The organism is Bradyrhizobium sp. BR14999 (assembly GCF_056106085.1).
In genome coordinates, this window is the sequence record NZ_CM148536.1 from 8,764,639 (window position 1) to 8,778,535 (window position 13,897).

Consider the following 13,897-nt stretch of genomic DNA (forward strand, 5'->3'; position numbering starts at 1 on the left):
TGTCTGGAAAAATACTGCCGCCCGGCCGGCCCGTTTTGCGCTATCGCAAACTGTTGGACGATTGCAGGTGCCATCACACTCCCCAGCGCCAAGGAGACAGAATGGCCAAGGTCGACACATCGCTGGTTGCGCATCTGCCGCTGTTTGGGGGCGTCAAGCCGGAGGACCTCGAGGAAATCCTGCGCGAGGCCCGCTCGGCGCGTTACCCCAAGAACAGCACCATCTTCGAGCAGGGGGCGGACGCGCAGTCCTTCTTCCTGCTGCTGCACGGCCACGTCCGGGCCGCCAAGACAACGCCGACCGGCGAGCAGATCGTGGTGCGCTATGTCGCGCCCGGCGAGACATTCGGCCTCGCGATGGCGATCGGAGCCGCGCACTATCCGGCGACGGCGATGGCGGTCGACGACAGCGTGGTGCTGATCTGGCCGACCTCTGCCTGGCCGCGGCTGATCGAGCGGTTTCCCTCGCTCGCCGCCAACACGCTCCAGACGGTCGGCACGCGTCTCCAGGAGAGCCACACCCGCATCCTGGAAATGTCGACCCAACAGGTCGAGCAGCGCGTCGCGCATGTGCTGCTGCGCCTCGCCAAGCAGTCCGGCAAGAAGCTCGATCACGGCATCGAGATCGACTTCCCGATCAGCCGCCAGGACATCGCGCAGATGACCGGCACCACGCTGCACACCGTCAGCCGTATCCTGAGTGGCTGGGAGAGCCAGGGTCTCGTCGAGAGCGGCCGTCAGCGCATCATCCTGCGCGAACCGCACAGGATCGTCGTGCTGGCGGAGCGGAGCCCCGACAGCGGCGCGGCGTGAGAGCCGCGCCAGGGCGTTTCCCTGCCTGCAAGATAGGAGCGAGGGGCGCTCCGCTTACGGCGAAAGCGCGCCCTCACCCGGGAATCCGCACGCGCCCGCGCGAATTCCGGACCACCTCACGCCGGCACGCAGTCGCAGAGCGCGGCGAGGAATTTCTCGCGGTCGATGCCATGCTCGCGGCAGGCGTCATCCACCGTGTGGAAGGTCGCGATCGGGCAGCCGACGCAGGCCATCCTGAAGGCGAGAAACACACGGATCGTGTGCGGCGCCGTGCGCATGATGTCATCGACCAGATCGTCGGATCGGAAAGACATGGACAACTCCGTTCCGAAACGACGATAGCGGAGCGGGGCGGAGTTTCTTTGTTGAAGCGCAAGCTGTTGCCAACTCACCAACGCGTCATTCCGGGGCGCGCGCAGCACGAGCCCGGAATCCATTGTGCAGCGCGTGATGTGGAACAATGGATTCCGGGCTCGCGCCAAAGAGGAGCGCCCCGGAATGACGGAGAGAGCGTCTAAACCGCTCGGCTGTGCAGCTGCTTTCCTGGATCCAGATGCGCGTCGAACGCCGCCGCGACGCTGCGGACCAGGAAGCGCGAGTCCCTGGCGACCGCGAGCTTATCGCCGTCCAGCCTCACGACGCCGTCAGAGATCAGCGGCTTCAGACGCGACGCCGATTTCAGCATCGCCTCGGGCTCTGCGCCATGGCGCGCGCAGATGTCGCCGAGATCGGCGCCGAACTCGCACATGATACGCTCGATGATGTCGGCGCGCAGCCGGTCATCATCGGTAAGCCCATAGCCCTTCGCGGTGGCGAGACGGCCAGCGCCGATGCACTGCGCGTAGGCGCCGATCTGCACCTCGTTCTGGACGTAACCTTGCGGCAGGTGTCCGATCGCGCTCGCGCCGAAACCGAGCAGCACCTCGGCCTTGTCTGTGGTGTAGCCCTGGAAATTGCGCCGCAGCGTCCGCTCCTCGAAGGCCACGGCCATGGAATCGTCGGGTCGCGCGAAATGATCGAGCCCGATCTGCACGTAGCCGGCCTCCTTCAGCGCATTCGCGATCGCGCAAGCCTGGTCGTGACGCGCAGGGCCGTCGGGCAGGACGGCCTCGTTGATCATGCGCTGATGCTTCTTGAAATCAGGCACATGGGCATAGCCGAACACCGAGAAGCGGTCGGGCGCGAGCGCGAGCGCGCGCCGGACCGTGTCCAGGCACGAGGCGACGGTCTGGTGCGGCAGCCCGTAGATCAGGTCGAAATTCACTCCCGCGATATCGGCGCGCCTGAGCATGTCGACGACGCAAGCCGTCTGCTCGAAACGCTGCACGCGGTTGATCGCGCGTTGCACGACGGGATCGAAACTCTGAACCCCGAGGCTCGCGCGGTTGACGCCGGAGAGCCGCATCGCCTCCACCATGTCGGCGGTCAGCGTCCGAGGATCGATCTCGACCGCGATCTCGGCCGTGGGCAGCACGAAGAATGCCTGGCGCATCGTTGCCATCAACTCGGCGAAAGCTTCCGGCGCCATGATCGTCGGCGTGCCGCCGCCGAAATGAATATGCTCGACCTTGATGCGGCGGCCGATGGTGTCGGCCACTTGCACGATCTCGCTGCGCAATGTCCGCTGATAGGCCGCGATCAGATCGTCGCGGCGGACGATCTGGGTATGGCAGCCGCAATACCAGCACATCTCGCGGCAAAACGGCACGTGCAGATAGAGCGACGCGCTGGCGCCCGCCGGGAGCTCGGCAAGCCACCCGGCGTAGGTGTCTCCACCGATCGCAGGCGAAAAGTGCGGTGCGGTCGGGTAGCTCGTGTAGCGCGGCAACCGTTCGTCGCCGTAGCTCACCGCGAGATCAGCTCTCATATCTTACCCATTCGTAAATTCGGCCGCTTGCTGACGCCGCGGCGAGTCACGGAATGCATTCAGCTAACCCGGATTCGCGCCGGCGACCTTGCGCTCGCGCAAAGTCCGGATGGAGCGGCGAGGGCAAACATTGCGCTCGCGCAAAGCGCAATGACCGGTTCCGCGCCATGCTTATGGTCGATCGCACGGCCATCCGGAGCGTTTGCCATGAGGCTTCTCGCACTCGAATTGATCCTGTCCCTGCTCGATGTCCGCGGCCATATCCCGCGCTTCGACGACTTCCGCCCCGTCCCGGCAGCTCCAGCGACCGGCCCTGTCGGCATCGCGCGCGCTCTGGCCGCCGCAATCGCTGTCTTCATCGTGCTGTCGCTGGCGGTCTGGGCAACGGTCTTTCTCGCCATACAGCTGCTCTAGTCGCATCTTCGCGAAAGCCTCGATCATGATCTCATCCAGACGCATCCTCGCCGGCGCGGTCGCCTTGTCGTGCCTTGCCGGGCCGCCCGCCTTCGCCGCCGACACGACCTGTGGCGATCTCGTCATCACCGCAGCATGGAGCCGGGCGACGCCTGGTGGCGCCAGAGTCGCCGGCGGCTATCTCACGATCGAGAACAGAGGGCTCGCACCGGAGCGGTTGAAGACCGCATCGACCGCGCATGCGCTGAGAACCGAAATCCACGAGATGGCCGTCAACGACGGCGTCATGACCATGCGTCCACTGGACAACGGACTCGTCATCGCGCCCGGCCAATCCCTCTCGCTCGCACCCGGCGGCGGACACCTGATGTTCATCGGGCTCGACGCACCGCTGCGCGTGGGCGACGAGGTGCCGGTGACGCTGTCGTTCGAACATGCCGGCGACGTGACGGTGATGCTCGACGTGCAGGCCATCGGCGCACAGGCGCCGGACAAAGCCGGCAGCAAGCAGGCCGCCGAGCCCGCGCCGCAGCCGAAACAAACGATGTCGGCGCCGCCCGCGGCAACGTCCGAGGCGGACGAGAGCTTCTTCACCCATCTTCACGCCGAGAAGGCCATGGCGAACGTCACGGTCTCGCCCGGTCGCGCCGGGCCGGTCGAGATCGCGATCCAGCTCGAAGATGCGAACGAGTTGCCGCTGGGCGCCGACGCAGTGGCGGTCACGCTCGGCAATCCCGAGCATGGCGTGGCGCCGGTGACGGCAAACGCCGAACGTGTCGGTCACGATCAGTGGCGCGTCACAATGTCGGCGCCGTTGTCGGGACGCTGGTCGCTCGGCCTCGACATCCGCATCACGTCCTCGGACGCGGTCAACGTCGTGTCGCCAATACTACTCCGGTAAGCGACCTAAGTACTGTCGCGGAGGCAAATCTGGCTGAAGGTTGTTGCAGCGCAAATCATCTTGCTGTGATCGGCGCACACTGCATCCGTCATCAAAACCATTTCAGATGAAGGATGCTTCCGATGTTCACCCGCAGAGCTGCACTGATCGGCGCCGCCGCGACTGCGCTGATGTTGGCGACCCCCGCTTTGGCCGCTGATGATCTCAAACTGCCTCGACAGAAGGTCGAGCTGGTCGCTCCGCCTTTCGTGCATGCGCACGAGCAAGCGACCAAGCAGGGCCCCAAGATCATCGAGTTCAAGCTCACCATCGAGGAGAAGAAGGTCGTCATCGACGAGAAAGGCACCACCTTCCAGGCGATGACCTTCAACGGCTCGATGCCGGGACCGCTGATGGTCGTGCATGAGGGCGACTACGTCGAGACGACGCTGGTCAATCCCGCCACCAACACCATGCCGCACAACATCGACTTCCATTCCGCGACCGGTGCGCTCGGCGGCGGTGCGCTCACGCTGGTCAATCCCGGCGAGCAGGTCGTGCTGCGCTGGAAGGCGACCAAGACCGGCGTATTCGTCTATCACTGCGCGCCGGGCGGCCCGATGATCCCCTGGCATGTCGTCTCCGGCATGAACGGCGCCGTGATGGTGCTGCCGCGCGACGGACTGAACGACGGCAAGGGCCACGCGCTGAAATACGACAAGGTCTACTATATCGGCGAGCAGGACATGTACGTGCCGCGCGACGAGAAGGGCAATTTCAAGTCCTACGATTCGCCCGGTGAAGCCTTCACCGAGACCGAAGAAGTGATGAAGAAGCTCACGCCGACCCATGTCGTGTTCAACGGCAAGGCCGGCGCGCTGACCGGCAAGAACGCGCTGACCGCCAATGTCGGCGAAAACGTGCTGATCGTGCATTCGCAGGCCAACCGCGACAGCCGTCCGCACCTGATCGGCGGCCATGGCGACTATGTCTGGGAGACCGGCAAATTCGGCAATGCCCCCGAAGTCGGGCTCGAGACCTGGTTCATCCGCGGCGGTTCTGCGGGCGCGTCGCTGTACAAATTCCAGCAGCCCGGCATCTACGCCTACGTCACGCATAACCTGATCGAGGCCGCAGATCTCGGCGCCACCGCGCACTTCAAGGTCGAAGGCAAATGGAACGATGATCTGATGACCCAGGTGAAGGCGCCGGCCGAAATTCCGGCGCAGACGCAGGGCGCGCTGGAGACCGGCCGCAAGACCAACTGACAAACAGAGGGGCCGGCAAATCGCCGGCCCCTTTTTCTTTGCGGGGATCACCATGCTGATCGCATTCAAGCTGAAGTTGGCGCTGGCCTGCGCGGCCGGACTCGCGGGACCGCTGGCGGTCGCGCCTCTGGTCTCCGAGATGGCGACCCCGCGCGCGGGCGGCGAGCCGGCGATCGTCGAGATCGCCGCCGGCAGCTTGGTCTATCGCGAGGCCGGTGATTTCACGCGCGCCGGGCAGCAGGCCGAAGCGCCGCTGCGAAAGCTGCGGTTCAACAGACCGCTTCACATCATGCGCGAACAGGTCTCCTCCGCCGACTTTCAGCTCTGCGTGCAGGATGGCGCATGCCGCGCGCTGGGCCGCGACATCGTCGTCGCGCCCGATCGCCCTGCGGTCCAGGTGAGCTGGTACGACGCCGAAGCCTATGCGGGCTGGCTGTCGCGCAAGACCGGCAGGCATTATCGCCTGCCGAGCGACGAAGAATGGGCATTTGCCGCCGGCAGCCGTTTTAAGGATGACGGCGTGCCGGTCGACGCAAGCGATCCTTCGAGGCGCTGGATCAGCCGCTACGAGCGTGAGTCCGAGCGCGACCTCGCCGACACCACCGCCTATCCGTTCGGCAAGTTCGGCGTCAACGAGCACGGTCTCGAAGACATCTCCGGCAACGTCTGGGAATGGACCTCGACCTGCTTCGTGCGCTCGCGGGTCGACGAGACCGGCAATGCCATCCGCCCGACCGTGAATTGCGGCGTGCGCGTCGCAGAGGGCGCGCACCGCGCCTATGTCACCGATTTCATCCGCGACGCCCGCGCCGGCGGCTGCGCGCAAGGCGTGCCGCCCGCCAATCTCGGCTTCCGCCTGGTGCGGGAGGAAAGGTCGTGGGTCGCGAGCGTGTCGGCGCGCTGGGGCAAGGTGTGGTCGGCGCGGTCTTGACGCTGGTAGCGGGAGCGCGCTCGTGCCTCTCCAATGTCGTCCTGGCCTAGTGCGCAATTGCGCACTAGGCCAGGACGACACCGGGGATGTAGAAGCGACCTGCCGCCTCGCGACCTCCCAGGCCCGATCACCCGCCTGACCCGCACGTTCAAACGAAAATGGCCGGGCAAGCCCGGCCATTCGCAACTACTTCCAGCTGCGTTACGTATTCTTCAGCGCGACGCGGAATTCGGCTTCGGTCTTGGCCTTGACCTCGTCGAGCGTGACGCCGTCAGCGAGTTCGATCAGGGCCATGCCGCCGTCGCCGTGCTTGTCGATGGTGAAGACGGCAAGATCGGTGACCACCATGTCGACCACGCGCTCGCCGGTGAGCGGCAGATTGCACTTCTTCAGGAGCTTCGGACCGTCCTTGGCGGAATGCTCCATCACCACGACGACGCGCTTGACGCCGGCGACGAGGTCCATCGCGCCGCCCATGCCCTTGACCATCTTGCCGGGGATCATCCAGTTGGCGAGATCGCCGTTCTGGGCCACCTGCATCGCGCCGAGGATCGAAAGATCCATGTGGCCGCCGCGGATCATGCCGAAGGAATCGGCGCTCGAGAAATAGGACGTCGAGGGCAGCTCGCTCACGGTCTGCTTGCCGGCGTTGATCAGGTCCGCGTCCACCTCGTCTTCATAGGGGAACGGGCCCATGCCGAGCATGCCGTTCTCGCTCTGGAGGCTGACGTCCATGCCGTGGGGGATGTAGTTCGAGACCAGCGTCGGGATGCCGATGCCGAGATTGACGTAATAGCCGTCGCGCAATTCCTTCGCGGCGCGCGCGGCCATCTGTTCACGGGTCCAGGCCATCGTTGTGCTCCTGTCGATTCTTTAGTGGCGCATGATCTGATCGGAAAACCGGCTTCCACTTTTCCGGATCATGCGCTGGTGCGCGGGCGGGTGTTGCGGAATTCGATGCGCTTCTTGGCCGTGCCGACCTCGACGATGCGCTTCACGAAAATGCCGGGCGTGTGAATGTGGTCGGGATTGAGTTCACCGGCCGGAACCAGATGCTCGACCTCGGCCACCGTGATCTTGGCGGCGGTCGCCATCATCGGGTTAAAGTTGCGCGCGGTCTTGCGATAGATGAGGTTGCCGGCGGTGTCGCCCTTCCAGGCATGCACGATGGCGAGGTCGGCGAACAGGCCGCGCTCCATCAGATACTTCTCACCGTCGAACTCCTTCACTTCCTTGCCTTCGGCGATCAGCGTGCCGACGCCGGTCTTGGTGTAGAAGGCCGGGATGCCTGCGCCGCCGGCGCGAATGCGCTCGGCCAGCGTGCCCTGCGGATTGAATTCGAGTTCCAGCTCGCCGGCGAGGAATTGCTGGGCGAACAGCTTGTTCTCGCCGACATAGGACGAGATCATCTTCTTGATCTGCCGGGTTTCCAACAGGCGGCTGAGCCCGATGCCGTCGACGCCGGCATTGTTGGAGACCACCGTCAGGCCCTTGACGCCGGACTCCCGGATCGCGTCCGACAGCTCCTCGGCGATGCCGCAGAGGCCGAAGCCGCCCGACATGATCATCATGTTGTCTTTGAGAATGCCGTCGAGAGCCGACTTGGCGTCGGGATAGACCTTGTTCATGCAAATGACCTTCGACTGAACCTTCGGCTTGCGGGCGTCGCGCCTTATTGGCGGCGATTATTAGGCGAAATTCTCCGAGGCCGTCAATGATACGGGGTTCTCCGTTCCGCCCCCGGGTGGTAGAAGCTGCCCACGCCGTGGGCAGAATCGCCCGCGGCCTTGAAAGCGACAAGAAAACCCATCAAGTTGCGGGGGTTGGGCGTGGGCACGCAGGTTTCCCGACCCGCCCTTCTGGCTCCAACGACCAACCCGATCAGGACATGCCATTGACCATGGCCCAAGGAATGAAGCGCCTCGGGACGCCGATCGCGGCGCTGCTCGGCGTGGCGCTGATAGCCTTGATCGCGACCTCCTGGCTCATCAACCGTGACGCGCTGCGCAAGGCGGTGGAAGCGCAGATCCGCGACGTGACCGGGCTCGAGCTCAGTGTCGCAGGCAACATCGACATTTCGGTCCTGCCGGCGAGCTACATCTCCTTCCGCGACGTCGGTCTCAAGGGCGGCGGTGCCAACGATCCCGCGCTCCATGTCGACGTGCTCACCGCCAATTTGCGGCTGCTGCCGCTGCTGCTGCAACGATTCGAGATCGCCGACCTGGCGCTGCTGCGGCCGCGCATCCATGTCAGCCTGAAGCCGGACGGCGAGAGCAACTGGACACCCTTCATCCAGACCATTGCACGCACCATGAAGCCCGGCGCCGACAACCAGGTGTCGTTCTCCGAGATCAGGATCCAGGACGGCGTACTCAATTACGAGGACGCCGCCACGCACGCCGCCGAGAAGCTCGAGGACATCGACCTGTCGCTGGCCTGGCCCTCGATCTCGCGCTCCTTTGCCGCGACCGGACAGTTCGACTGGCGCGGCGAGCGCGTCGACGGCTCGATCAGCTTTTCCGATTTCGTCGCCGCCCTCTCCGGCGAGCGGTCGGGGTTGAAGGCGCGGATCGCGAGCGCGCCGCTCAAGCTCGCCTTCGACGGCAGCGTCGCCAACCGCACCAGCCCGATGATGGAAGGCACCCTCACCATCGACAGCCCGTCCTTGCGCAACGCCCTGCGCTGGACCGGACAGCCGCAGCCGGGCAGCGGCGGCTTCGGCCGTTTCGCGCTGAAGGCGCGCGCCAACGTCGTGGGTGCCTCGATCGCGCTCACCAACGTCAATGTCGAGCTCGACGGCAATACCGCCGAGGGCGTCATGACCTACGCCAATAACGGCCGGCAGACGCTGCAGGCGACGCTCGCCGCCGACGCGCTCGACTTCACGCCTTATATCTCGACCTTCCGCCTGCTCGCGAGCGGAGCGCGCGACTGGAACAGACAGTTGTTCGATCTCAACGGATTATCGACCACCGACCTCGACATGCGCCTGTCGGCGGCAAAGCTGACGGTCGGCCCGTCGAAGCTCGGCCGCACCGCGATCGGCGCCAATTTGCGTAACGGCACGCTGGCGCTCTCGGTGGGCGAGGCCCAGATCTTTGGCGGCATCGCCAGAGGCTCGTTCGGCATCGCGCGCGCCGACAGCGTCGCCGACATCAAGGCGCAGTTCCAGTTCACCGATGTCGATCTGCAGGCCTGCGCCACCGAGCTGTTCGGCATCAGCAAGCTCTCGGGGCGCGGCAACATCAACGTCTCTCTCCTCGCCTCCGGCTCGAGTCCGTTCGGTCTCGTGCAGTCGCTCGACGGGACAGCTACCGTGACCGGGCATGACGGCGCGATCGCGGGCTTCAACGCCGAGCAACTGCTGAAGCGTCTGGAGCGGCGGCCGCTGTCCGGCGGCGGCAATTTCCGCAACGGCTCGACCCCTTATAACAATCTCACCATCGCGGTGAAATTCGCCGACGGGATCGCGACCGCCGAGGACATCCGCATCGAAGGGCCCGCGGCGAAGATCACGATGACCGGCACCGCCTCGGTGCCGACGCGCGAATACGACATGAAGGGCGTGGCGAGCCTCAACACGACGTCCGGCTTTCAATTGCCCTTCATGGTGCAGGGGCCCTGGGACGATCCCCTGATTTTCCCCGACCCCGAAAGCTTGATCCGCCAGTCGCCAGCGGCGTCGCCCTTCCTCGATCTCCTGAAGCAGCGCATCACCGGGGGCGGAAAGCGCCCCGCGCAGGATGGATCGCCGACGGCGGAGAATGCGAAGGACAGCGCCAAATCCAACTAGAGTGATCAACGTCGCTCTCTTAGGGGTCGGCAGCCTGCGGGCCACGGGCTCGATTTGCCAAGCTGAATACTGCGACCGATTTGCAAACGCTGCGTCAAGCGGCCGATTGCGTCGTCGAGATCCAGCTCTTGTCCTCCCGCACCAGCGCTGCCTCCCCGATCTTCGTCCCGGCCGCGGCCGTGACAGTGCCGCTCTGCCCCAGTTCACGGGCCAGCACCTCGCGGTCACAGGCGTCCTCCCACAGCGAAACGGTGATGGACGCGACACAGTTGCTGATCATGCTGGTCAGCGCCCGCGCCTCCGACATGAAGCGGTCGATGCCGACAAGCAGCGCCACGCCGGTCACGGGCAAATCCGGCATCACGGAGAGGGTCGCGACAAGCGCGACGAAGCCGCTGCCGGTGACGCCGGCCGCCCCCTTGGACGTCAGCAGCATCAGTCCGAGCATCGCCGCGATCTGACCCCATGACAGGTGAATGTCACAGGCCTGCGCAATGAAGATGGAGGCCAAGGTGAGATAAATGGCGCTGCCGTCCAGATTGAAAGAGTAGCCCATCGGCAACACGAGCCCTGACACGCCTTTCCGGCATCCGAGCTGCTCCAGCTTGCGCAGCGCGCCAGGCAGTGCCGGCTCCGACGACGACGTGCCGAGCACGATCAGCAGTTCTTCCCTGAAGTAGCGGATGGTCTTCCATAGGCTGAAGCCGTTCAGCCGCGCCAGCGTACCAAGCACGACGACCACGAAGACGGAGCAGGCGATATAGAATGTCAGGATCAGCAGTCCGAGCGAACCAATCGAGCGGATGCCGTAGCGGCCTACTGTGAACGCCATGGCGCCAAAGGCGCCGAGCGGCGCGAGCTTCATGATGAAGCCGAAGGATACAAACAGCACGTGTGAGAACGAGGCGACTGCCTTTGTCACCACGACACCCCCATCGCCGGCGCGGCTTAAGCCAAAGGCGATCAGGACGGAGATCAGTAGCACCGGCAGCACTTCGCCATCGGCAAACGCTCCAAAGAACGAATGCGGGATGATGTGCAGCATGAAGTCCGCAAATCCGGTCGCACCTGCCTGCTTGGTGAATTTCGCAGCCACCGACGGGTCCAGCGTATTGACGGAAACATGCATGCCCGCGCCCGGCTGGATCAGCGACACGGCGATCAGCCCGGCCAGCAGCGCGAGCACGGTCAGCAGGTAGAACAGCGCCATGGATTTCACCAGCGTGCGGCCGACCTCGCGGGAATCGCTGATGCTGTTGATGCCGCTGACGATGGTGCAAAACACGATCGGCGCGATCATCATCTTGACCAGCTTGACGAAGCCGTCTCCGAAGGGCTTCAGCGCCGCACCAAATTCAGGCCAGAAATGGCCCGTGAGGACGCCCAGCAGGAGACCGATCAGCACCTGGACGTAGAGAATCCGGTAGAATGGCTTCCGCGCCTCGGTGTTCGGCTGTCCAACCAGCGCTTGCTTGTGCATTCTCGTTTCTCCCATGGCTCTGATTTTCTTGATGGCTGCGGAGGCGGCGGGCTTCAGGCCGCCAAGACCGAATGAGGCACGTGCGACCGGCGGGCGAAGACGTGGCCCTCGAAGATCCGCCGGGCAGTCCGCTGCACCCGGGCGACCGGACCGGGCTCCAGCCGAACCACGAGCTGGCCGGAGGGATGGGCGAGCGTGATCGGCACCGGCAGCGCCAGCGGTCCCACCATGTCTGCGGCGATCGTTCCGGGCGTGAGGCACGCTGTCGCGATCGCGACAGCACCGGTCACGGCCAACGCGCCATGGCAGTCATGCGGCATGAAGTATCGGGTGTTCAACGTCGCCTCGCCCGCAGACGCAATCAGAACCGGCTTCGGGATCACCATTGTCGCGGAATTTGGAAAACCCATCAGGCGGCCGGCCTCGATGCGCAAGTTCTCGAGACGCGCGCGGAAGCCGCTGTCGGCAAAGTCCGAAGGTGTCTCACGGCCGGTCCATCCCAGATCCGACGCGCGGACCAGCATGACCGGCATCGCCGCGTCGATGCAGGTCAAATCGATTCCTTCGATGCGGTCGATCGGACGTCCCGTCGGCAGCAGGCGACCGGTGCGTGCGCCGGCCGCGTTGGGGAAAGACAGTTCGATGGGCGCGGCCGTTCCCGGTACGCCGTCGATCCGCGCCTCGCCCTCGTAAGTCACCCGCCCTCCGGGGGTGGCAACGGTCGCATCAATCAGCTTGCCGGTGTTGACATTGTGGATGCGGACATGGGTGCGATCTGCGGTCGCGGCGACCAGGCCGGCCTCGATTGCGAACGGTCCCACCGCCGCCAGCATGTTTCCGCAGTTCGGCGAGGTATCGACGATCCCTTCACGAACACGTACCTGGGCAAACAGGTAGTCAACGTCGGCGCCGGGCACCGTTGCCGGTCCGATGATCGCGACCTTGTTGATAACGGCATTGCCGCCGCCGATTCCATCGATTCCAAGATCGTGCCCACCTCCCATCACAGACAACAGGACCGCGTCGCGCGACCTGGGGTCGGCGGGAAGATCGCGGGCCAGGAAAAACGGTCCGCGCGAGGTGCCCCCGCGCATGACCACACAGGGAATGGCAATCTGATCGTTCATGGAGTTCTTCCGTTCGGCGACATCTTCGCCCGAACCGAAGCATCCTCCCTCTGAACTCTTTTGTGAAATGCAAATATCTGATGTATTATTTCGTTTACAGAAATAATGGAGTCCTGCCATGAACGCAGAACTGCTCGACCTCAGGGCGTTCATCACCGTCGCGGAGACGGGAAGCTTTGTCCGGACCGCCAAGGCGCTGAACCTGTCTCAACCAGCGCTCAGCCGACGTATTCAGAAGCTGGAAGAAAGCCTCGGCGCGCCGTTGCTCGAGCGGTCGACGCGCCACGTTAATCTCACCATGACCGGCCGTGACTTCCTGCCGAAGGTGCGCCGCCTCATCGACGAGTTCGAGACCTCGGTGCTCGCCATCCAGGATATCGGCGCGCGAAGTTCAGGCTTGGTCTCGGTGGCTGCGGTGCCGACAGCGGTGTTCTATTTCCTGCCGCGAGCGATCGGCCGATTTGCCGAAGCGTATCCGCGCATTCGCATCCGGATTCTGGACATCGGTGCCAATGAGGGATTGGAAGCTGTCGCGCGCGGCGAAGCCGACTTCGGCATCAATTTCATTGGTGCTTCGCATGCCGAAATTGAATTTGAGAAACTGGTTGAGGATCCTTTCGTCCTGGCCTGCCGTCATGACCATCCGTTGGCATCGCGCAAACAGGTCAGTTGGTCGGAGATCGTGCCGCACCGGGTCATCACCGTCGGTCGCAACAGCGGCAATCGCGCGTTGATCGACAATGCGCTGGCGCGACACGGCCTGCAGCTGAACTGGTCCTATGAAGTCGCGCATCTCTCTGGTTCGCTTGGCCTCGTCGAAGCGGGACTCGGAATCGCCGTGCTACCGAAGCTCGCGACGCCAGCCGCCGGCCATCCGATCATTCACACCCTTCGGTTGATCGAGCCGGAAGTGTCGCGGACGATCGGAATCGTGCGCAGGCGCGGGGCGACACTATCCCCTCATGCCAGCCAATTTCTCAAGATGCTGCTCGAGGCATGGCGCTCTCCTTTCCGGACAAGCGGGCAAGGCAAGCCGCGGTCCCGATCCGCCGAGGCAAGTTCAAATACAGCTTCGACGGGTCTGAAGCGGAAACGCTGATAGCTCGCCGGCAGAGCGGGGCAAGACCGTTCCCTGTCGAACCGGAGTTCCTCGGATCAATCCGCCCGTTTCACAGAGGCATTTTTGGCCCTGCAGCCAGAGCACCGCTGCCTTGCGAGCGGGTTGCGTTGCGTTCAGTCCTCATACTGCTTAAAATGCCTCTCGCTGGCGGCGAGCAGCCGCGCATTGTCAGGCCAAGCCAGAACGCACAAGGCGAATTGATTGC

General features: G+C 64.4%; 12 protein-coding genes and 1 pseudogene. 7 read left to right on the forward strand and 6 right to left on the reverse strand.

The genetic code is table 11. The features are described 5' to 3' along the window. The first annotated feature begins 101 nt into the window (after nucleotides 1–101). Nucleotides 102–812 (forward strand): Crp/Fnr family transcriptional regulator, encoded by a 711-nt coding sequence (locus ACR9YP_RS40980; RefSeq protein ID WP_091888281.1) that lies wholly within the window; start codon nucleotides 102–104, stop codon nucleotides 810–812. Between the two features lie 116 nt (nucleotides 813–928). On the opposite strand, the gene ACR9YP_RS40985 is transcribed toward ACR9YP_RS40980, so the two are convergent. Next, on the reverse strand, nucleotides 929–1,126 hold the full coding sequence (locus tag ACR9YP_RS40985; protein WP_091888479.1) for a DUF1858 domain-containing protein: 198 nt from the start codon (nucleotides 1,124–1,126) through the stop codon (nucleotides 929–931). 200 nt (nucleotides 1,127–1,326) lie between these two features. Next, the gene (gene hemN, locus ACR9YP_RS40990) at nucleotides 1,327–2,679 is read right to left on the reverse strand and encodes an oxygen-independent coproporphyrinogen III oxidase (RefSeq protein ID WP_474218754.1); all 1,353 of its coding nucleotides are present in this window, start codon (nucleotides 2,677–2,679) and stop codon (nucleotides 1,327–1,329) included. A 207-nt stretch (nucleotides 2,680–2,886) separates the two neighbouring features. Here hemN and ACR9YP_RS40995 point away from each other — a divergent pair, with 207 nt between their 5' ends. From ACR9YP_RS40995 to ACR9YP_RS41010, 4 genes and pseudogenes are all read left to right on the forward strand, one after another. After that, the gene (locus tag ACR9YP_RS40995; RefSeq protein ID WP_370990290.1) at nucleotides 2,887–3,093 is read left to right on the forward strand and encodes a hypothetical protein; all 207 of its coding nucleotides are present in this window, start codon (nucleotides 2,887–2,889) and stop codon (nucleotides 3,091–3,093) included. 25 nt (nucleotides 3,094–3,118) lie between these two features. Next, nucleotides 3,119–3,595 (forward strand): annotated as a pseudogene (locus tag ACR9YP_RS41000) (copper chaperone PCu(A)C); the annotation flags it as partial. A gap of 521 nt (nucleotides 3,596–4,116) precedes the next feature. Then, the gene (gene nirK, locus ACR9YP_RS41005; RefSeq protein ID WP_474218755.1) at nucleotides 4,117–5,241 is read left to right on the forward strand and encodes a copper-containing nitrite reductase; all 1,125 of its coding nucleotides are present in this window, start codon (nucleotides 4,117–4,119) and stop codon (nucleotides 5,239–5,241) included. A gap of 52 nt (nucleotides 5,242–5,293) precedes the next feature. Then, a complete protein-coding gene (locus ACR9YP_RS41010; protein WP_474218756.1) occupies nucleotides 5,294–6,172 on the forward strand; it encodes an SUMF1/EgtB/PvdO family nonheme iron enzyme in 879 nt (292 codons plus the stop codon). Nucleotides 6,173–6,373: 201 nt separating this feature from the next. Here the strand turns inward: ACR9YP_RS41010 and ACR9YP_RS41015 are convergent, their stop codons facing one another. Both ACR9YP_RS41015 and ACR9YP_RS41020 read right to left on the reverse strand, forming a co-directional pair. Next, entirely contained in the window at nucleotides 6,374–7,024 is a 651-nt protein-coding gene (locus tag ACR9YP_RS41015) for a 3-oxoacid CoA-transferase subunit B (RefSeq protein WP_128940156.1), read from the reverse strand. 68 nt (nucleotides 7,025–7,092) lie between these two features. Beyond that, nucleotides 7,093–7,800, reverse strand: coding sequence for a CoA transferase subunit A (locus ACR9YP_RS41020; protein WP_027573157.1), 708 nt, complete (start codon nucleotides 7,798–7,800; stop codon nucleotides 7,093–7,095). Between the two features lie 272 nt (nucleotides 7,801–8,072). Between ACR9YP_RS41020 and ACR9YP_RS41025 the strand changes: the two genes are divergently transcribed. Further along, nucleotides 8,073–9,965 (forward strand): AsmA family protein, encoded by a 1,893-nt coding sequence (locus tag ACR9YP_RS41025; RefSeq protein WP_474221212.1) that lies wholly within the window; start codon nucleotides 8,073–8,075, stop codon nucleotides 9,963–9,965. A 94-nt stretch (nucleotides 9,966–10,059) separates the two neighbouring features. Here ACR9YP_RS41025 and dctA read toward each other — a convergent pair whose 3' ends face one another. Both dctA and ACR9YP_RS41035 read right to left on the reverse strand, forming a co-directional pair. Then, a complete protein-coding gene (gene dctA / locus ACR9YP_RS41030) occupies nucleotides 10,060–11,445 on the reverse strand; it encodes a C4-dicarboxylate transporter DctA (RefSeq protein ID WP_438110584.1) in 1,386 nt (461 codons plus the stop codon). 53 nt (nucleotides 11,446–11,498) lie between these two features. After that, nucleotides 11,499–12,572: a 4-oxalomesaconate tautomerase gene (locus tag ACR9YP_RS41035; protein ID WP_474221213.1), complete on the reverse strand. Its 1,074-nt coding sequence runs from the start codon at nucleotides 12,570–12,572 to the stop codon at nucleotides 11,499–11,501. Nucleotides 12,573–12,690: 118 nt separating this feature from the next. On the opposite strand from ACR9YP_RS41035, the gene ACR9YP_RS41040 reads away from it, so the two are divergent. Beyond that, nucleotides 12,691–13,671, forward strand: a complete 981-nt coding sequence (locus tag ACR9YP_RS41040) for a LysR family transcriptional regulator (RefSeq protein ID WP_438105670.1) — start codon at nucleotides 12,691–12,693, stop codon at nucleotides 13,669–13,671. Nucleotides 13,672–13,897 lie beyond the last annotated feature (226 nt).